The organism is Vibrio sp. Vb1980, from assembly GCF_033338615.1.
Classification (GTDB): Bacteria; Pseudomonadota; Gammaproteobacteria; order Enterobacterales; family Vibrionaceae; genus Vibrio; species Vibrio alginolyticus.
On record NZ_JAWOSZ010000019.1, the window covers coordinates 24,906 to 44,948 of the forward strand.

General features: G+C 45.1%; 20 protein-coding genes and 1 pseudogene. 7 read left to right on the forward strand and 14 right to left on the reverse strand.

Annotated features, from left to right (window positions below):
• Positions 1–236: 236 nt before the first annotated feature.
• Positions 237–602, reverse strand: coding sequence for a YijD family membrane protein (locus R7F64_RS20785; RefSeq protein WP_005378634.1), 366 nt, complete (start codon positions 600–602; stop codon positions 237–239).
• Positions 602–1,243: an HTH-type transcriptional repressor FabR gene (gene fabR, locus R7F64_RS20790; protein ID WP_005378632.1), complete on the reverse strand. Its 642-nt coding sequence runs from the start codon at positions 1,241–1,243 to the stop codon at positions 602–604. The genes R7F64_RS20785 and fabR overlap by 1 nt, the downstream gene beginning before the upstream one ends.
• Positions 1,244–1,506: 263 nt before the next feature.
• On the opposite strand from fabR, the gene sthA reads away from it, so the two are divergent.
• Complete coding sequence (gene sthA, locus R7F64_RS20795) at positions 1,507–2,937, forward strand: Si-specific NAD(P)(+) transhydrogenase (RefSeq protein WP_005389689.1); 1,431 nt, start codon at positions 1,507–1,509, stop codon at positions 2,935–2,937.
• Positions 2,938–2,994: 57 nt separating this feature from the next.
• Here sthA and dinF read toward each other — a convergent pair whose 3' ends face one another.
• The 3 genes from dinF to lexA all read right to left on the reverse strand — a co-directional run bounded on the left by dinF (position 2,995) and on the right by lexA (position 5,999).
• Positions 2,995–4,344 (reverse strand): MATE family efflux transporter DinF, encoded by a 1,350-nt coding sequence (gene dinF, locus R7F64_RS20800; protein ID WP_318072054.1) that lies wholly within the window; start codon positions 4,342–4,344, stop codon positions 2,995–2,997.
• A 55-nt stretch (positions 4,345–4,399) separates the two neighbouring features.
• The gene (locus R7F64_RS20805; protein ID WP_005378679.1) at positions 4,400–5,194 is read right to left on the reverse strand and encodes a class I SAM-dependent methyltransferase; all 795 of its coding nucleotides are present in this window, start codon (positions 5,192–5,194) and stop codon (positions 4,400–4,402) included.
• Positions 5,195–5,378: 184 nt separating this feature from the next.
• Complete coding sequence (gene lexA, locus R7F64_RS20810; protein WP_005378682.1) at positions 5,379–5,999, reverse strand: transcriptional repressor LexA; 621 nt, start codon at positions 5,997–5,999, stop codon at positions 5,379–5,381.
• A gap of 368 nt (positions 6,000–6,367) precedes the next feature.
• Here lexA and plsB point away from each other — a divergent pair, with 368 nt between their 5' ends.
• Entirely contained in the window at positions 6,368–8,794 is a 2,427-nt protein-coding gene (plsB, locus tag R7F64_RS20815; protein WP_053307422.1) for a glycerol-3-phosphate 1-O-acyltransferase PlsB, read from the forward strand.
• 64 nt (positions 8,795–8,858) lie between these two features.
• On the opposite strand, the gene ubiA is transcribed toward plsB, so the two are convergent.
• A complete protein-coding gene (gene ubiA, locus R7F64_RS20820; protein WP_005378684.1) occupies positions 8,859–9,713 on the reverse strand; it encodes a 4-hydroxybenzoate octaprenyltransferase in 855 nt (284 codons plus the stop codon).
• Entirely contained in the window at positions 9,714–10,253 is a 540-nt protein-coding gene (locus R7F64_RS20825; RefSeq protein WP_005378686.1) for a chorismate lyase, read from the reverse strand.
• A gap of 161 nt (positions 10,254–10,414) precedes the next feature.
• Between R7F64_RS20825 and R7F64_RS20830 the strand changes: the two genes are divergently transcribed.
• Entirely contained in the window at positions 10,415–10,825 is a 411-nt protein-coding gene (locus R7F64_RS20830) for a flagellar basal body-associated protein FliL (protein WP_005378687.1), read from the forward strand.
• Positions 10,826–10,887: 62 nt separating this feature from the next.
• Here R7F64_RS20830 and glpG read toward each other — a convergent pair whose 3' ends face one another.
• From glpG to ftsY, 6 genes are all read right to left on the reverse strand, one after another.
• On the reverse strand, positions 10,888–11,730 hold the full coding sequence (gene glpG, locus R7F64_RS20835; RefSeq protein WP_031781355.1) for a rhomboid family intramembrane serine protease GlpG: 843 nt from the start codon (positions 11,728–11,730) through the stop codon (positions 10,888–10,890).
• Positions 11,730–12,050, reverse strand: a complete 321-nt coding sequence (gene glpE / locus R7F64_RS20840; RefSeq protein ID WP_005378691.1) for a thiosulfate sulfurtransferase GlpE — start codon at positions 12,048–12,050, stop codon at positions 11,730–11,732. The genes glpG and glpE overlap by 1 nt, the downstream gene beginning before the upstream one ends.
• Positions 12,051–12,543: 493 nt before the next feature.
• Positions 12,544–13,401, reverse strand: a complete 858-nt coding sequence (rpoH, locus tag R7F64_RS20845; RefSeq protein ID WP_005378693.1) for an RNA polymerase sigma factor RpoH — start codon at positions 13,399–13,401, stop codon at positions 12,544–12,546.
• Positions 13,402–13,577: 176 nt separating this feature from the next.
• The gene (gene ftsX, locus R7F64_RS20850; RefSeq protein WP_025768167.1) at positions 13,578–14,546 is read right to left on the reverse strand and encodes a permease-like cell division protein FtsX; all 969 of its coding nucleotides are present in this window, start codon (positions 14,544–14,546) and stop codon (positions 13,578–13,580) included.
• Positions 14,536–15,210, reverse strand: coding sequence for a cell division ATP-binding protein FtsE (ftsE, locus tag R7F64_RS20855; RefSeq protein WP_005378697.1), 675 nt, complete (start codon positions 15,208–15,210; stop codon positions 14,536–14,538). The genes ftsX and ftsE overlap by 11 nt, the downstream gene beginning before the upstream one ends.
• Positions 15,211–15,232: 22 nt before the next feature.
• The gene (ftsY, locus tag R7F64_RS20860) at positions 15,233–16,459 is read right to left on the reverse strand and encodes a signal recognition particle-docking protein FtsY (RefSeq protein WP_017821295.1); all 1,227 of its coding nucleotides are present in this window, start codon (positions 16,457–16,459) and stop codon (positions 15,233–15,235) included.
• A gap of 230 nt (positions 16,460–16,689) precedes the next feature.
• On the opposite strand from ftsY, the gene rsmD reads away from it, so the two are divergent.
• Positions 16,690–17,289 (forward strand): 16S rRNA (guanine(966)-N(2))-methyltransferase RsmD, encoded by a 600-nt coding sequence (gene rsmD, locus R7F64_RS20865; RefSeq protein WP_151514318.1) that lies wholly within the window; start codon positions 16,690–16,692, stop codon positions 17,287–17,289.
• Positions 17,290–17,314: 25 nt separating this feature from the next.
• Positions 17,315–17,581, forward strand: coding sequence for a DUF1145 domain-containing protein (locus tag R7F64_RS20870; protein WP_005378704.1), 267 nt, complete (start codon positions 17,315–17,317; stop codon positions 17,579–17,581).
• A 57-nt stretch (positions 17,582–17,638) separates the two neighbouring features.
• Here the strand turns inward: R7F64_RS20870 and R7F64_RS20875 are convergent.
• Positions 17,639–17,983 (reverse strand): annotated as a pseudogene (locus tag R7F64_RS20875) (MarC family protein); the annotation flags it as partial.
• A 144-nt stretch (positions 17,984–18,127) separates the two neighbouring features.
• Here R7F64_RS20875 and gmtY point away from each other — a divergent pair.
• Positions 18,128–19,615 (forward strand): gamma-mobile-trio recombinase GmtY, encoded by a 1,488-nt coding sequence (gene gmtY / locus R7F64_RS20880; protein ID WP_140274687.1) that lies wholly within the window; start codon positions 18,128–18,130, stop codon positions 19,613–19,615.
• Positions 19,612–20,043, forward strand: a 432-nt coding sequence (locus R7F64_RS20885) for an integrase repeat-containing protein (protein ID WP_318072055.1), incomplete at its 3' end; no start/stop codon positions are given. The genes gmtY and R7F64_RS20885, both read left to right, overlap by 4 nt.

Genomic DNA, 20,043 nt, shown 5'->3' on the forward strand with positions numbered 1-20,043 from the left:
AAGACGAGTTTTCATTGTACGGCTAAAGACATCCTTGGACAAGGAACAATTAAAATCCGATTAAAAACAAAATATTAAAATGAAAAGTTGGATTTTAGAAGACGTTACAAGATTCAGAGTTCGATTTACCCACCATATGGAAGCGGGCGTGCTATTGGAACGCAAAATGTAACCCACGGCGTCAAATACAAAAAAAGCGAGCTCAATGGCTCGCTTTTTTTATTTGATTCGTTTGCTTATTCCGCAGAAGTCTTCTTACTGACAAAACCTAGCTTCTTACCAATCCATGCGAGTAAGATCATTGAAACCATGATCGCAAAGAAGTTTGAGCCTGCTTCTGGGTATTGCGCTTTAATAAACGCAGAGTGACCAAACGCACCTACGAAGAAGCACGCCAAGCCAACTAATGGGATATCTTCTGATACCGGATTATTTAGGTACTCTTGGTAAAGAGCTTGTACAGCCAGTACGAGTGCAATCAATGGGAAGATTGAAAAAGACACTTCACTCATGGTCAACCATGACAACAAAGCATCACCACACATACCTGCAACCAGTGCCAAAATCAGCGTTTTCTTTTCAGATTTATTTCCATTCGACATTATTCTATCCCGCCTTTTAATCGGTTACGTTCACGTTCTTTGCGATACCAATAGGCCCCTTTGGCTATCATTCGCAATTGCATGATCAATCGCTCGGCGAGTTCATCGCGCTCACGTCGATCTAAATCTAAAGCTTCAGCCCCCGAACTGAAAACCAAAGTCACAGACGCTTCTGCTTGAGTATACGCCTCTTCTCTGGTCACGCCGGTGCTCATTAAATACTCGGTTAATTCTGCCGCAAAATGCTGGATTTCTCGAGCAACAGCGGTACGAAATTCAGCAGAAGTGCCGGAGCGCTCACGCAACAACAAACGAAAAACGTTCGGACTACTTTCAATGAATTCCATAAAGGTTTCGACCGAGGTACGAATTACGCTACCTTCTTTCACAATACGTTGACGCGCCTGACGCATCAGTTGACGTAGTAGCAAACCGCCTTCATCGACCATGGTTAAGCCTAGCTCATCCATATCTTTGAAGTGACGGTAAAAAGAAGTCGGTGCAATCCCTGCCTCTCGGGCGACTTCTCGCAAGCTAAGGCTGGAAAAGCTGCGATCCGCACTTAACTGACTAAATGCCGCATCGATCAATGATCGACGTGTCTTCTCTTTTTGCTGTGCGCGGATTCCCATCGATTTCATTCTTAACTTGCTCTTTTTCTGTAGGGTACAAGAGCCTCAATATAACGCAATTTGCTCCTACGGAGAAAGATATGTTGCTTCGCTCGCTCTGAGCGCCGAGAACGTTACTATTGGCATGCATCTAATTGCAATGTTCTCGATGCAATTTATAGACATACAACATACCAAATCACCCTTTTGGTCGATTCTGCGTGATCACTTCCACTCTCTAACAGGCATTACGTGTACCAATAGAGTAAATGAGTTAAAATCGCGCTAAAGCAATGTTAAGCAAATATAACAAGGAAGGCATCATGGCGCATGTTAATCACTATGACGTGATCGTAATCGGTAGTGGCCCTGGCGGAGAAGGGGCTGCAATGGGATTAACCAAAGCGGGACTGAATGTTGCCATTGTCGAGAAAGAAAGCAGTGTCGGCGGCGGTTGTACTCACTGGGGTACCATTCCATCAAAAGCACTGCGTCATGCCGTTAGCCGCATCATCGAATTTAATAGCAACCCGCTATTTTGTCGAAACAACACCAGCGTTCATGCAACATTTTCTGACATTTTAGGTCATGCTAAATCGGTCATTGATAAGCAAACTCGACTTCGTCAGGGCTTTTATGACCGTAACTCATGCACACTTTTGTTCGGAACCGCGCGATTTATCGATAACTACTCAATTGCAGTGATGCAAAGCGACGGTACAGAAGAAATCTATTCTGCGGATAAGTTTGTCATCGCGACGGGTTCTCGCCCGTATCAGCCTAACGACGTAGATTTCTTGCATGAGCGCATCTACGACAGTGATTCCATTTTGAGCCTGAAACACGACCCTCGCCATATCATCATTTACGGTGCGGGCGTTATCGGTTGTGAATACGCTTCTATCTTCCGCGGCCTTGGAGTGAAAACCGACCTTATCAATACCCGCGACCGCTTGTTGGAGTTTTTGGATAACGAAGTGTCAGATGCGCTGTCTTACCACTTCTGGAACAGCGGTGTAGTAATTCGTAATGATGAGACCTATGAAAAAATCGAAGGCACAGAAGATGGCGTGATTATTCACCTACAATCTGGCAAGAAGATGAAGGCAGACTGCTTGTTGTATGCGAATGGTCGAACAGGTAACACCGATAAGTTGAATTTGGGTGCAGTGGGTCTGGAAGCGGACTCTCGCGGACAACTAAAAGTAAACCGTAACTACCAAACCGATATCGAACACATTTACGCTGTAGGCGATGTCATCGGTTACCCTAGCCTTGCAAGCGCTGCTTATGACCAAGGGCGATTTGTCGCACAAGCCATTACGAAAGGTCAGGCAGAAAACTACCTGATTGATGATATTCCAACGGGTATCTACACCATCCCAGAGATTAGCTCTGTGGGTAAAACCGAGCAAGAGCTAACAGCTGCGAAAGTACCGTATGAAGTAGGACGCTCTTCGTTCAAGCATCTAGCTCGTGCACAGATCGCAGGGAAAGACATCGGCAGCTTGAAGATATTGTTCCATCGTGAAACCAAAGAAATTTTAGGGATTCACTGCTTTGGCGAACGTGCTGCGGAAATTATCCACATCGGTCAAGCCATTATGGAGCAAAAAGGCTCAGCGAATACCATCGAGTATTTCGTCAATACCACCTTCAACTATCCAACAATGGCCGAAGCGTATCGTGTCGCTGCGTTGAATGGTTTGAACCGCTTGTTCTAATCTATGCTTCTTGATAGCAGACAGAAAAACAGCAGGCTTGGACCTGCTGTTTTTATATCAACATTGTGTTAGGAAGGTATCCTTGTGCCATTGGTAGAGAAAGATAACCCCTAAACCAATACCCCGCATCAACATAAAGCTCATCATTGCAAACCACAGCGCGTGATTTTCCCACTCGGCGAATAAGTAAAAGACAACGAAGAAACTGCTGGTCGCGACAAACATACTATTGCGCATGTCTTTGCCTTTGGTTGCACCGACAAAAATGCCATCCAATAGAAAGCACCACATCGACGCAAGTGGCATCACCACCAGCCAAGGTAGATACACCGCTGCTTGCTGTTGTACCACCTCAATTGAAGTGATCATGGCGATCAACTGCGATCCCGCCAAACCAAAGAGCGCGGTCAGTCCTAAGCAAATAACCAAACTCCAAAAGAAAGTGCCGACAAGCGATGCACTCAATTGTTGCCTATCTTTGGCACCAATCGCCTTCCCGACCATGGCCTCGATTGCGTAAGCAAAGCCATCCATGCCATACGAGATAATCATCAGGAAGCTCATCAGAACCGCATTTGCAGCGACAACCTCATCACCAAAGCTCGCACCTTGGAACGTCATAAAGCTAAAAGCCGCTTGCAGACACAAAGAGCGCAAGAAAATATCGCGATTCAATTTCACGAAGCGCCCTAAACCGTGTTGAGTGCTGGCTAGCAACTTTTGAGGTGATGGTAATTGCCTCTCTCGCCAGGTTTTCCAGACACACATGAGACCAAAACCCATACCTGAGTAGTCAGCAATCACCGATGCCAGCGCAGCGCCTTCTACTTTCCACTCCAAACCGATAACAAACAACAAATCGAGGACAATATTAGTCACGTTAGTGATGATCACCATCCACATTGGTGCTTTGGAATTTTGCGTTCCGAGCAACCATCCCAACAACACAAAGTTCATTAGTGCAGCGGGGGCACTCCACACACGGATAGAGAAATATTGCATACCGTAGCGTTTTACCTCTGCGCTGGCGTCACTCCAGCCAAAGATCAAATCAGCAATCGGGTTATGGGCAATAAGGAAGACTAACGCAAACAGCAGCGCCATAAGTGAGCCTTGCATAAACACCAAGGCAAGTTGCTTTCGGTCTTCACCGCCATAGGACTGCGCCGCCAACCCAGTAGTCGACATACGCAAAAAACCAAGCAGCCAAAACGTCACGCTGATCATGGTGCTGCCCAACGCAACACCACCCAAATACCAAGCGTGGTCTAGATGACCAATCACCGCAGCATCGACCAAACCGAGCAATGGAACAGTAATATTCGACAGCACCATAGGTATCGCTAAAGCTAAAACTTGGCGATGAACTTTTGGGTTAGATAAAGGAGAGAAGATTAAATTTGTCACAGGCACCTCATCAGTAAGATCGACGAGTGTACCTGAGCGCTTAACGACTAGCCAATTACCACTTGATGTGAACGAGGACTGGCGTGAGGCGATGCTTCAACATTGGAATCTTATTAAGCCAACGCTGCCAAGCTTTCCAACGAGAACAGAATCTATCGAATGGCGAGAAAGCTTTCACCCATTGTGCCCATGGTAACCATTGCAATATCTGTGCTGCAGGCGCTTCAAAGCCATGAGCATAACGATCAGAGCCAAGCTTTTGCCCCCACTTGGTCTCCGTTAAATCTCCTGCCAGCACCATACACAGTTCAGCAGAAACAAAATGTCGACCCAAGGTTTGAATAAATTTCGCGACTTGGCGCTCTGTGCAATCGAGCAGTGCCATTTCACATAAAATGAGTACTGGTGCTTGCTCTGGAATGGCTAACGTCTCTAGCCACGACATTTCATCCACACTGCCACAGCGATGTTCATAGCGTTCATTTTTGTGGAACAAGCGCTGACGCCATACCAAATTTTCCGTCACATCCAGCTCTATCCAATGGCAGCGTCCATTATCCAAACGATAAAAGCGGGTATCCAACCCCGCTCCGACATTGATTATCCAAGCATCGGGATACTGCTGTAAGAAGTGACTAACCTGCTGGTCACAAAGCTGAGTCAGCGTCACGTGCAGCAATTGCTTCTGCGCAATATCACCACTCAAACAATCCGGCGCCATCTTACAGCTCAAACACGCTTTAGCAGCTATCGGATCGTACACCAAGCCATTGTCGACCATGCTTTCACGGCTACGCAATAACAGTGGCTTTAATAAATGGTTAGGAACTTGATGTTTAGACTGAGACATGGGCATTTCCTGCGCCAGAGAGAAAACATAGACATTAATAAAGATGATAATGAATATCAATTACATTATCAAGCTTATAAATTGGTCAAAACAAACAATGTCAAGATGATGAGCAAGCTTTTGGAGGAAGTAGAAAAAGAGAAAAGACAAAACAGCCCAGATCAACTGGGCTGCTTAAATACACTTACATCCAATCGGTATTACGAATAATACCAACGGCTAAGCCTTCAATCGTAAGGTGCTGAGACGTTAAGTCCACTTGGATTGGGGCAAACTCTTCATTCTCAGCATGCAGTAATATGGTTGAACCTTTGCGCTCCAAACGCTTCACAGTCACATCATCATCAACACGCGCAACGACAACTTGACCGTCTCTCACGTCTTGGGTTTTATGCACCGCGAGCAGATCGCCATCCATAATCCCGATGTCTTTCATACTCTCGCCATTTACACGAAGTAAGAAATCCGCTTGCGGTTTGAACATCGCAGGATCGACTTGGTAGTGCGCCTCTACGTGCTCTTGAGCCAGAATTGGCTCACCCGCTGCAACTTGACCAATCAATGGCAAACCCTGCTCATCATTGGCTGCGTCTTCAAGCAGGATACGAATCCCACGAGAAGCGCCTGGAATAATTTCAATTGCTTGCTTACGAGCAAGCGCTTTTAGGTGTTCCTCTGCGGCATTCGCAGAGCGGAAGCCAAGCTCACGCGCAATCTCTGCACGAGTTGGTGGCATTCCGGTGTCATCGATTTTACTTTTAATCAAATCGAAGACTTGTTGTTGGCGTGGCGTTAACGGCTTCATGTCTCACCTGTCTTTTTATACAGTTAACTGTGAGTATATCCAGTAAATGCTCAAATGAAAACCCAATTGGTTGTTTTTTAATTTATTTGTGGAGAGCTTTCAGCTTACCGATTAAGTTCATTCTTTATTCGTTTAAAACACCGACTTTTCAGTTAATCAAGTCAAAGCAATAACTTAGGGGTTCGACTAATTTACAGCCAATAAAATTAAAAGGTTTGACCAGTTTCTGGTATCCTTGCAGCGCTTAAATTTTATCGCCTAGGCTTATTTCTATTGCCGTACTCATCTCTTTTTATAGAGAAGACATGCAAAGCGGAAACTGAAATAAGGTTAGGCCTGTTTGAATACCTATTGAGGCTGTGAACTTTATGTCTTCTGGACAATCATTTTCACGTTCATTACTAAAACTACCTTTATCGGTACTGGTAAAGGGCACCACAATCCCGTCGAACCCGATTGAAGATCTGAACATCGACCTAACTAAACCGATTGTATATGCCCTGCCGTTCCGCTCGAACGTGGATTTGCTGACACTGCAAAAACAAGCCATGAGCCTTGGTCTACCCGACCCGCTCAGCCCGCTGGAAATCAATGGCAAAACGCTGAACCGTTTCGTCTTTATCGCTGCGCGTCCAACTGTGATGAACAACGATAATGATGTCCCAACCGATTCTGTTTCTCTGTTCACTGACTTACTGGAACTGCACAAGCTGGATAGTGAGTTGGATGTTCAAATGATCCCTGCAACCGTGCTTTGGGGTCGTAAGCCAGGTAAAGAAGAGAACCAAAAGCCTTACCTTCAACCGATGAATGGTCCGCAAAAAGCCAAAGCAGTAATGGCGGCGGGACGCGACTGCTTAGTTCGCTTTAGTCCCGTGGTATCTCTGCGTTATATGGCAGACTCTCACGGTACCGACAGCGCAATTGCGCACAAACTGGCTCGCGTGGCGCGTATCCACTTCTCACGCCAGAAACTGGCTGCTTCAGGCCCAAACCTGCCACAACGACAAGTGTTGTTTGCTCGTTTACTAAAATCTCCAGCTATTGAACTGGCGATTGCTGACGAAGCCAAGAGCAAAAACATCTCGATTGATAAGGCACGTAAAGAAGCCCACGACATCATGGATGAAATCGCTGCCGACTTCTCCTATAGTCTGGTGAAAAACGGCGACCGCATCCTGAGTTGGTTATGGACAAAACTATACCAAGGTTTGCACATCAATAACGCCTCGACTGTGCGTCGTTTAGCGCAAGACGGCCACGAAATTGTGTACGTTCCTTGTCACCGTAGTCACATGGACTACCTGCTTTTGTCTTATGTTTTATACCATGAAGGCATGGTACCTCCGCACATTGCGGCAGGCATTAACTTGAACTTCTTCCCGGCCGGTCCTCTTTTCCGTCGTGGTGGGGCGTTCTTTATTCGTCGTAGTTTTAAAGGCAACAAACTGTACTCAACCATTTTCCGTGAGTATCTAGCTGAGCTGTTTGCCAAAGGCTATTCAGTCGAGTACTTCAGTGAGGGTGGTCGTTCACGTACAGGTCGCTTACTGCAAGCGAAAACGGGTATGCTGGCTATGACCATCCAAGCAATGCTACGTGGTCTAAACCGCCCAGTAACACTAGTGCCGGTCTACATCGGTTACGAGCACGTAATGGAAGTGGGCACTTACGCGAAAGAGCTGCGTGGCAAACGCAAAGAGAAAGAAAACGCAGGGCTTGTACTGCGTACTCTGCGTAAACTGCGTAACTTTGGTTTGGGCTATGTGAACTTCGGTGAGCCAATTCAGCTCAACCAATACTTGAACGAGCATGCTCCTGAGTGGACGAAAGACATCGACAGCATGGGTGGTAACAAACCACAATGGATGAATCCTGTGGTCAACGACCTTGCTAATAAGATGATGACGCACATCAATGATGCGGCGGCAGCAAACGCGTTGACCTTGTGTGCAACCGCACTGCTTGCTTCTCGTCAACGTGCACTTTCTCGTGACTCGCTGATCAATCAGATCGAGTGTTACTTAAAGCTACTCAAAAATAATCCGTACTCAAGCACCTCCACTATCCCTACCGAAAGTGCTGAGGAGTTGGTCGATCATGCAATTTCGCTTGATAAGTTCGTGATTGAAACCGATAGCATGGGTGACATCATTTCGCTGGACCGTAGCCAATCGATCCTGATGACTTACTATCGCAACAACATCATTCACTTGTTCGCTCTGCCGTCATTAATTGCCCAAATGCTCATTCGTCAGCGCAACCTTTCGGTAGCCAAGATTCAAGCGAATGTCGCGCAAATCTACCCATTCTTGAAGAAAGAGCTGTTCTTAAGTTACCAGGAAGACGAGTTAGATGAATTGGTCGTTAAAACACTGCATGAATTTGCCGATCAGAAAATGATTAGTCTTGATGGTGATAAGCTAGAGATCAATCAATCGAACAACCAGCCTTTGGTTCTGCTAGGTCGTACGATAACTGAAACGCTGCAACGCTACTCTATCGCGATGAACTTGCTTGTTGCTTACCCTGAGCTGGGTAAATCGGACCTAGAGCAGAAGAGCCAAGATATTGCTCAGCGCCTAGGGCGTTTGCACGGTATTAATGCGCCAGAATTCTTCGATAAAGGTGTGTTTACCGCGATGTTCAATACGCTCAAACAGCAAAAATACCTCGATAACGATGGTAACTGTGACACGAAGAAAACGCAGCAATTTGCACGGCTACTGTTCACTCTGCTTTATCCAGAAGTGAAACTGACGATCGAAGAGAGTATTCACCAACTTCGGTCGTAACCGTTTTACCTTCGTCCAATAAGAAAAAAGGCATCCAATCGGATGCCTTTTTCTATTTCTTCGCTTACCAAAATGCGACCAGTAACCCTATCGCTATCACCATGCCAACATAATTGTTGTTAAGGAAAGCCTTAAAGCACAACTCACGCTCACGGTGACGAATTAAGTGCTGCTGATAAACAAACAACGACGCTGCAATCAAAAGGGTCCAGTAGTAACTTTGTCCCAATTGGTAGAACTGCCCTAACCAAACCAACATCGCGAGTGTAATCAGTTGCAACACACCAATAATAAGCTTGTCATGACGACCAAACAGAATTGCCGTCGATTTAATGCCAATCTTTAGATCATCATCTCGGTCTACCATCGCATATTGAGTGTCGTACGCAATGGTCCACAAAGCGTTAATGAGGAACAAAAACCAAACAATCAATGGTAATTCCCCAGTTTGTGCAGCCCACGCCATTGGAATCGCCCAGCTAAAAGCCAAGCCTAAAAATAGCTGTGGAATATGAGTGTAACGCTTCATAAATGGATAGATGAACGCCAACACAATACCAGCGAAGGATAGCTGAATCGTCAGCGGGTTCATGGTCAGCACTAACAAAAACGAGCTGATACCCAAAACCAAAAATAATCCAATCGCTTCTTTTGCTGTCACTTTCCCTGATGGCAGTGGACGTTGCTTAGTACGCTTTACATGGCCGTCGACTTTGCGATCTGCAAAATCATTAATCACGCACCCCGCACTACGCATTAGGAAAACACCCAATACAAACACGATGAATACATCCCAACTTGGCATCCCTTGGGCTGAGATAATTAGCGCCCAAATCGTTGGCCACATCAGTAACAGTGAACCAATCGGGCGATCCATGCGCATCAGTTGCCAATATGCTTTGGCTTTTTCTGCGGACATTTACACTGTCTCCTTAGCGTAAACTGGTGAATTAGATAAGAATAACTCGGCGACTAGCATCGGTTTGTGATTCATCCACAACCTTGAGCGTCGTGCTAACAAACGTCCTTCTGGTACGGCTACCCATCCCATTTGCAAAGAGTCCCGCTCAACGTTATCTGCGCTAAACACAGTTAGTCCTAATGGGATATCCCCTTGTTGAGCCAAATCATACTGCTGATCAACTAAGGTTGAACGAGGAATCAATGTCCGCCCAATAACCCAGTTATTATTGTCACCGCACAAAATTACCTCTCTCAGTAAGCAATCTTGTTCGGACAATAACTGGCTTTCGTCCTGTTTTAATGTCGCTGCAGTGACGATCTGATTTTGTAGCAATTCTACCGTTAACGCTTGGCAGTGCTGTTTTAAACGACGTGACAAAGACCCTTGCTCTTCAAGCCAATGCTTGGCAAATTCATTTGGAAATTCGAATTCTTCGGGGTTTTGCCACTCTACTTCCAATAAAGAAGCAAGATAGAGTGATGTTGGCTGATTCATACTAGTATTCAATTGGAGGCTTTATGCGTACAATAAAGCAACAACTTACCGTCCATAGTAATGTATGTAACCGTAAGTTCCGTTATTTGTTATAGACGGCCCATTGTATCAAGACTGAAGCGATTCGAATATCGCGATCCAGAGAAAGAAAAGTTAGAAATATGTACAAACGTTATATAGCCCAAATTATTTTTGCGTTAACCATACTATTCGCCGCACCAAGTTGGGCTGAAACGGAAGAAGCTGGACCTAAGTTGGCATACTTTACCCTAGAGCCTGACCTCACTACTAACTTTTACACCAAAGGCAAAAAGTTAGGTTATGTGCAAGTGCGCATCGACATCATGGTAATGAGTCAACAAGATTTATCAGTTGTTGAGCATCACCAACCTTTGATTCGCGATGCAGTGATTGAATTATTGGGTAAGCAAACAGAAGATACGATTAAGTCCCTGTCTGGCCGAGAAGATCTGCGCAAAACCTTAGTGACGACCCTCAACGAAACGCTTTTGCCTGAAACAGGTAAAACCATCATTGCCGATTTGTTGTTTACAAAATACCTTTATCAATAAACCCAAATCCGTTTTGAACATAAAAAAGACCGCTCTTGAGCGGTCTTTTCATTTCATCTGCTTTAGGCTTGCTGTTGGTATTTCATCTTGCCTGAATCAAACAGCGCAATCGCCATCCCCGACAGTAGCCCAACTAAGTGAGCGGTGTTTGCAATCGCCATAAATGGCTGTACAAAACCAAGAACTAACCATACCAACATAAAGACGATAATTGGCTTGGGTAGTGTAAGGCCTAAATGTGGCAAGCGGTAACCCAATATCCACAAATAACCAAGCAGTGCATAGACCACGCCAGACAAGCCACCGAAGTTAGCCCCTTCAACATAGAACTGGCCTGCCCCTGAAAGCGCTGCCGACACCACAAAGAGTTGCAATAGCTTACCGGAACCGAGACGACGTTCGATGTCGCCCCCCAACTGCCACCACCATAGTAAGTTAAACACGATGTGAGTTACTGAAAAGTGCAGTAACGCATGACTTAGCCATCGCCACACTTGCCATTGTTGCCCCTCAAAAGCCGGGAAGTGCAACAACTTAAACACGCCATTGCCAAAGCCAAACATTTGTAACAAGTAGATGATGATACAGACTGTCATGATCAGCAAAGTCATGGGGCCAGCTTTCGCTTTGACCATGCTTATGATACTCGGGCTGGAATAATGAAATGTGCTCTTACGAGTATCGGCAACGTCCCACGAGGCGGCGCTGTATTTTGAATCAGACGGGTTAGCAAGGAACAGCTTAAGTTCGGCTTCCGCTTCTATTTCATGCTGGCTATCAGTCAGCCACAGCGCAAATTGCCCATCCCCTTCAGGCATCATTTCGATGTCAATTTGGCGAGAGGCCATATAATCAATAAAGGCTTGCGCCATACGTGGATTATTTAACGTTACCAATCTCTTCATTAACTTCTCACTATCGGTAGTTCTGCTCGATGCCAGGCTTCAAAGCCACCATCTACACTGTACACCTGTTCAAAGCCTTGGTTAACCAAATATTGCGCCGCACCTTGGCTACTAATACCGTGGTAACACATCACTAGAATAGGTTGTTCGAACTCCACTTCATCCATAAACGCAACGATCGTATCGTTAGTTAAGTGATACGCGGACTCCGCATGCGCAACGGCAAACGATTGAGGGTCACGGATATCTACAAGCTTCGCATCACCCTGCTCGAGCAGCGCTTGCGCACCTTGTACATCGATATGCTTAAACTGATCCATTTACTTTCTCATTGTCTTATTAATATACCCAAGCAACCTCGAACCTAACGTACTAATCAGCACCCGTGGTACAGCATAAAATCCATATTTGAAGCTGCTTGGGTATACTGCCGCTATTGTAACCTATCCAACGGCAAACTTAGACACATGGATAATCAGGGCTTTCAAAAGTGTACACATTCCAACCATTTGTGGATAAAGCTGTGAATTGCGTTGATAAAGTGTATTTGGATCTTTTGATCCACAATATGTAGTGATGATCCTGATCTAACTGTGTGTATATCTATAACTATCCCCAGATGGAAAAGTGCTTGAATCCCTTATTTTGTCCGGGTTTCGAACAGTTGATAAATAATTACTTCACAGAGTTATACACAGGTAGCACATAAAATCCGGATCGCAAACGCTATCGATTTTCGATCGACAATAAAAAAGCCGAGATCACATGATCTCGGCCTTCTATGAAAATCTTACTTTCAATTAGCAGTGGAAATTAAAATTCACCCACGGCCAATTTTAGTTTCTTCATTGCATTTTTTTCTAGCTGGCGAATACGCTCGGCGGAAACACCGAACTCATCAGCTAAGTCTTGCAATGTTGCTTTCTCATCATCTAACCAACGAGAACGCACGATGCGCTGACTACGCTCATCCAAACTCGCTAATGCATGACCCAAGCGATTGTTGGTGTGCATTTCCCAGTTGGCGGCTTCAATGTTGTCGGCCACATCAGACGATTTGTCTTCTAGGTATAGCATCGGCGCTGTGTAAGCGTTTGAACTGTCGTCTTCATCAGTTGGCATATCAAAGGTTGAATCCACCGCCGCTAAGCGTGATTCCATCTCGCGAACTTCAGAAGGCTCAACACCTAACTCGCGCGCAACGGTTTCCACTTCACCGTTGTTAAACCAACCCAAGCGCTTTTTCGACTTACGCAGGTTGAAGAACAATTTACGTTGCGCTTTAGTGGTCGCAATTTTCACGATACGCCAGTTACGTAGCACGTATTCGTGGATCTCTGCTTTGATCCAGTGGACAGCAAAAGAAACCAAGCGAACCCCTACTTCTGGGTTAAAACGCTTAACGGCTTTCATTAGACCGATGTTACCCTCTTGCACAAGATCCGCCATTGGCAAACCGTAGCCAGAGTAACCACGAGCAACGTGAACAACGAATCGTAGGTGCGAAAGAATTAGACCTTTTGCAGCCTCAATCTCACCTTTATAGTGTAATCGTTCTGCCAGCTCACGCTCTTCGTCTGCAGTCAGCATTGGGTAGCTGTTTACTGAGCGAATATAGCTATCAAGGCTATCTTGCGTGACTAGAGCCATCGGATACGCTTCTTTTGTCATTCAATTCCTCATCAATCTCTGATCTGGAGCATTACATTGCAATTTAGCTTCGATATCTTGAACTCAAAATGAACAAGTTTCAAGAAGGGGAAGCAATTATCCATAAACATTTGGTCTAAGCAAGGGTTCAAAATTAGCTAGTGCTAATGAAATCCAAGTAATAAGACCGCCATCACTTAAACTGGTTCAATTTCTTTTAAATGTCGTTGCGCAGAAAAACGCGCCGCAATACATCCCAAAAGACTCCCAATGATGATTAATAACAAAGATTCATCCCAATTTAGACCAATCAGGCGGAACTGGCTATCGTACAACGCAGCAAGGTCTTCCACCGCACTATTCATGACAATGGTCACTAAAGCCGTTACCAACCACGCAATAGTGGCACCTAACACGCCAAACCACATGCCTGTGTACAAGTAAGGGCGCAGAATGAAACTGTCCGTCGCACCGATCAGTTTCATGGTTTGAATCTCTTCTTTATTCGCCAACACATTAAATCGCAATGTATTGCCAACGATTAAAAATACCGCACCGAGCATCAGCACTGTCAGGGTAATGACAATAATACTCGCGAGAGTTTTGATGGCATCAAGACGCGCCAGCCAGTCTTCGTCAAGTCTCACGTCGGTCACATCTTGTTGCTCTCGAACGTCTTTGGCTAATGACTGAATATCACTTTTTAGCTCCGAATCTGGCGTAATCACCAACACTCCAGGAAGCGCATAGCCACTTAAAAGACTGATAGCTTGGTCGAACCCTGCATATTGGCTTAAATCAGATAGACCTTGTTGCGGTGAAATATATTCTACCTCTTTTACCAAAGGCCAAGTTTCAATTTGATCTTTGAGAACCATCACTCGTGCATCCGGCATGCCTTCAACTAAGTAAGCACTAACTTGTGAAGGAGAAGCGACATCTTCCGCTGCCCCCGCAACGTTTTTCCCCAATAGATACAAACAAGCTGGCATGGCAAGTGCCATGGAGATGACCGCTAAGGTCAGAATGTTGCCTAGTGGTCGTTGCCATAAGGCGCTAAAAGAGGATTTAGCTTGTTTTGCGTGGACAGAGAAAAAACCATCGGTATTCGCACGCTTGGCACTGCGGCCTTTCCCCTTCTTTTGGGAGTGCTTGTTACCTGCCATAGTCTTCTACCTCACTTAGGAAGCCTTGGTTCAATTCAAAATGACGATACTGTGGGCGAGTGTTTACTAACCCCACATCGTGCGTGGCAAGTAGGATAGTCACGCCCGCACGGTTAAATTCTTCAAATAGACGCAACACACGGTTGGATAATTCTGGGTCAAGGTTACCCGTAGGCTCATCAGCCACCAGCAACGTTGGTCGATTAACCACAGCACGGGCAATACCGACGCGCTGTTGTTCACCACCAGAAAGTTGACTAGGTAGACAACGAGCTTTATCGAGTAAGCCCGTTTTATCTAACGCCGCAGAAACACGGCGTTTGATTTCGTTTTCAGAAATCGATTCGATACGCATTGGCAGAGCGACATTGTCGTACACACTGCGATCCATCAATAGGCGATGATCTTGAAAAACAATCCCAATATTGCGGCGCAAAAAAGGGATGTCTTTGCCTGGAATACGCGTGATGTCGTGGCCATTAAAATGGATTTTGCCATCGGTTGGTCGCTCTATCGCGCAGATCAATTTCAGCAAGGTACTTTTACCAGCCCCGGAATGTCCGCCTAAAAACGCCATTTCACCGCGCCTCAGGTGAAAATCGACTTTTTGCAGTGCTTGTCGACCACCTCGGTAAGCTTTGCTTACTTGCTGAAATTTGATCACCGTTGATTTCCTCTAACTCTTTTTATTCTTCACGACTAAACAGTGCGTCAATAAACTCTTGAGTTTCAAATGGACGCAAGTCTTCGATACCTTCACCCACACCAATGTAACGAATTGGAATACCGAACTGATCAGCAATAGCGAAAATTACGCCGCCCTTGGCTGTACCATCCAGCTTAGTCAAAGTAATCCCGGTTAGAGGGGCAACATCACTGAAAAGTTTCGCTTGGCTAATGGCATTTTGTCCTGTACCTGCGTCAAGCGTTAGCATGATCTCATGTGGTGCAGAGTCATCAATTTTCTTCATCACACGTACAATCTTACGCAGCTCTTCCATTAGGTTCGCTTTGTTCTGTAGACGACCTGCTGTATCAGCAATCACCACATCCACACCACGTGCTTTTGCCGCTTCAATCGCATCATAGATAACAGAGGCACTGTCTGCGCCAGTATGTTGAGCAATCACAGGAACATTATTACGTTCACCCCACACTTGTAGCTGCTCAACCGCTGCGGCACGGAAAGTATCGCCCGCTGCAAGCATCACTTTTTTGCCTTGAGTTTGGAACTGCTTCGCTAGCTTACCGATGGTCGTGGTTTTACCCACGCCATTTACACCTACCATCAAGATGACGTAAGGCGTTTTGTTGCTATCGATTTCTAGTGGCTGTTCGACTTTAGAAAGAATCTCAGCCATTTCTTCTTTCAACAAACCATAAAGGGCTTCGCCGTCTTTCAGATCGCCACGTGTGGCTTTTTCTGTCAGGTTGTTGATGATTTTTGTTGTGGTATTCATGCCCACATCAGCAATAAGCAGTTGCTCTTCTAGCTCTTCAAATAAGTCCTCATCGATTTTCTTACCACTGAATAGACCGAAGAAGCCAGCACCAATATTTGCTTTTGTTCGGCTTAGGCTGCGTTTAAGACGAGCAAAAAAGCTTTCTGTTGGCTTTTCTTGTTCTTGAACACGAGGCGCGGCCGATACGACTTCTGGCTCCTCTGCTTCTGCTTCTGCTTCTGCTTCTGCTTCTGCTTCTGCTTCTGCTGGGGCAGCCTCTGATTGTTTCGCTTCTTCTTCAAGTTCTGGCGTAGCTTCCGCTTGCTCAGCAACCGCTTCGGTTTGCTGCTCTTCAGAAGGCGCTTCCACTGCTTCTTCTTTTACTGTTTCTTCAGTTTTTGGTTTTGGGCTTTGTTCTTCGTCACCAAAACCTAGCCACGAAAGTAATCCGCGCTTCTTTTTTTCCGTCATCTGGGGCTATCCTAGATTGTTCTTTTATCTATTAATGACTCTTTTTTGACAAGATTATTATCTGTCTAAAAAAGGCTAATGACAAAGTTCTGAAAACTTTCCGATTAGGTAATTCTAATCTTATTAGTGTTACACTCTGTCATCTTGAATATTCTGGGCTGTATCCAAGCTCCAAGCTCATTGCTTGGGCGATTAGATATAGTATCACTTTATTAGCGGTCAAAAAATCTATGGTAAGACGTCGCCAGCAAAACTCATCACAAAAAAAGCCAACAACGGGCTTTGTTCGCATTATTAGTGGCTTATGGAGAGGCAGAAAACTTCCTGTACACGATGCTGAAGGCTTACGCCCCACGACCGATCGCGTCAAAGAAACGCTGTTTAACTGGTTAGCTCAAGATGTACCACAGGCAAAATGTCTCGACTTGTTTGCTGGCTCTGGCGGCTTGGGATTTGAGTCAGCTTCGCGCCAAGCAGAGCAAGTGACCATGGTTGAGCTAAACCCACAAGCTTTCCAACAGTTACAAAAGAATGTTGCCTCTCTTAACGCGAACAACATCCAAGTGGTAAATACCGACGCACTGAGTTTTTTGAAGCAACCGGGTTCTGCTCATCATGTGGTGTTTATTGACCCACCGTTTCGCAAAGGCTTATTGGATGAGACCGTGGCTCTGCTAGAACAAAATGGCTGGCTCGCGGAAGATGCGATGATTTATATTGAAACAGAAAAAGAACTCAATATTGCCAACTTACCAGAAAACTGGCAATTACATCGAGAAAAAACAGCAGGCCAAGTGAGCTATCGTCTGTACGAACGTACCTCCGCATAACGCCTCGATTTAAAAGGATACTTAAATGAAAGCACTAATTATGCTGGCCAAAGCGGCTATCGCCTTTGTTTGGTTAGTATTAATCCTAAATATTTTTATGCCCTTTCCCGGCAATGCCGCGATTGCGCTTTACATCATGACCGCTTTTTTGTTCATCATGCACGGTTTACAAATGGCCATCTTCATTGGTGCATTTGGCGACAAAATAAAAATGAGCAGTTGGGAAAAATATTCAATCCTGATTTTTGGTATTTTTGCCCTACTCGATATTCGTCGTAAACACATGATGTAATCGCTCAGATACGAAAAAGCCGCTCTTGTGAGCGGCTTTTTTTCTGCGTTTCGTTCGTCACCCAATGTAACTTTTTACACCATCCAAGAACATTTGAGTGGAGATCATCACCAGTAACAAGCCCATTAAGCGTTCTACCGCCTTCAAGCCACGTTCACCCAACAAGCGATTAAAGAAGCCATAAAACATCAGTATAAAAAATGTTGCGCCCCACGCAATTACGACTGATGCTGACATTTCCAACATTTTCTCTGGATGTTGCGAAGACAGTAAAAGCAAGGCTGCAATCACTGAAGGGCCTGCGATCATAGGAATGGCCATCGGAACAATAAAGGGCTCCTCGCCTGCTGCCAGTCCAGTGATGCTGCCAGCACTCGGGAAAATCATCTTAATCGCAATAAGAGATACCCCTAATAAAATATAATATTTTTCGTTGATTTTTCTCACTTTTTCTTCTCAGAAGACCTTTTAGAGTATTTACTTTACCCGCCAATATCCATAAGATACCCCCAATAAATATAATATTTAATATTTTTAGGGTGCATTATGATGGACAGATTCACCGTTATTTGCAGAGATAGAAAAGTCTCGCTAGATGGATTACGAACAATTACATTGCGAGTGATCAGTTTGAACGGTGCGCTACTGGAAACCTTCCTGCACTATCAGCTCAGCAGAAAGCACAGAGGGAAGACGTGGCACAGAGAAAATGCTCAAGCCATGGTTCTGCTCCTCAACTACTGGCAAACAACACAAGGAAAATTTGCCTCCCCTAGATTGATGTTTGAAGCATTTTCAGATGCGGTTCGCTATGGAACGATATTAGCCGATGGCTCAGATCCAACGGGACTACGTTGGCACCCACGTAGTGCAGCTCAAGCAAACAAGTTAATAAAACACATTACGGCATACTCGGATTGGCTGTTTCATGAAACGGGTGAGGAATCAGCATTGTTGAACCCACTCCGTAAGGCAACGCCATATGAAAAAATGCTGAACCTAGCTGCTTATCACCACAGAAAGAACAACTCCTTTCTGAAACATACCTTTGATGACTCAAAAGCTAACGAACAAGCGGAGTATGTGCGGTCGGTCGGAAGGCACAAGGAGCCACAAACAACAGAAGCGACATACACGTTCCCTAAAGATAAAACGTGGGAAGTAATTGAGGAAGGCTTCACTATCCGTGGTTCTAAAAAGGGCGATCCTGTGCATAAGCGCCTAGATTTGGCAAAAGTGCTGGCTTTTATGCTCATGCGCTTCTGTGGGCTCAGAATTTCCGAGCCTCTTAATATATATGTGTGTGATATCTCCGTTGATCCTGTTTTGACCAACAGACAACTAGATAAGAAAATACCTTTAGTCAAAGTCCATCATCCAGACAAAGGCCTTGCTCCAGACGAATGGCGTAAAAAATACAACAAGCCAACTGCGACCAGAATTGAGTACTTAAAAGCTGAGTACGCAATGCTGCCACGAGACGACAAAAGCTCTCCAAAATGTCTATACACAGGTTGGAAAAACCCTGTTTTAATCAATGGTCAATTTTACATGGTTGCGTACTTCAATAATGCGCAAGCAGCTGAAATATTCATGATTTACTGGCAGCTGTATTTGAAATATCAAGCTCCTAGAAATCAATCTCACCCCTTTGCTTTTTCCAATCTCAAGAATGGAAAACCATTATCCTACAAAGCAATGCAAGACGGCCTTAAACGGGCTGTGGAAAAGGTTGGGCTAGTAAGTAGGAAGAGTGAAGGTACTACGCCTCATGGCCTCCGCCATCTGTTTAAGGCCGAGCTGGAAGACCTTGGTTTAGATCAGCTATCCATCATGACCATGATGCATCACAAGAGCATCAAGTCCCAAGATCCCTACGGTCACAAAACACATGAAGAGATTCAAGCAGCAATGATTGAGGCTGAAAGAAAAGCATGCGCCTCAACAGCAGAAAAAACCAAGTTACTAGAAATGAAACAAGAAGAATTATCGCCAAACAAAGCTAGGCTTCTGGCACTCAAGGAGTCAGTATGAGTAAAAAATATAAAACACTGGAAGAAGCCTCTGCCGCTGCGATGGCTCTATTCAATAAACTTGGCATCGAGCCTACTTCTAGCTCATACAAAAAGCATTACAAGGAAGACCCAAGGCTCCCATCAAACCCAAATATTCACTATGACAGCTTCACCTCATGGCCTGAATTTTTGGGCAAAGAAGCGCCTGTAAAAAAATACGAGACACTGGAAGAAGCCTCTGCCGCTACGATGGCTCTATTCAATAAACTTGGCATCGAGCCTACTTTTAGCTCATACAAACAGCATTACAAGGAAGACCCAAGGCTCCCATCACACCCAAATAGTCACTATGGCAGCGTCATCTCATGGTCTGAATTTTTGGGCAAAGAAGCGCCTGTAAAAAAATACGAGACACTGGAAGAAGCCTCTGCCGCTACGATGGCTCTA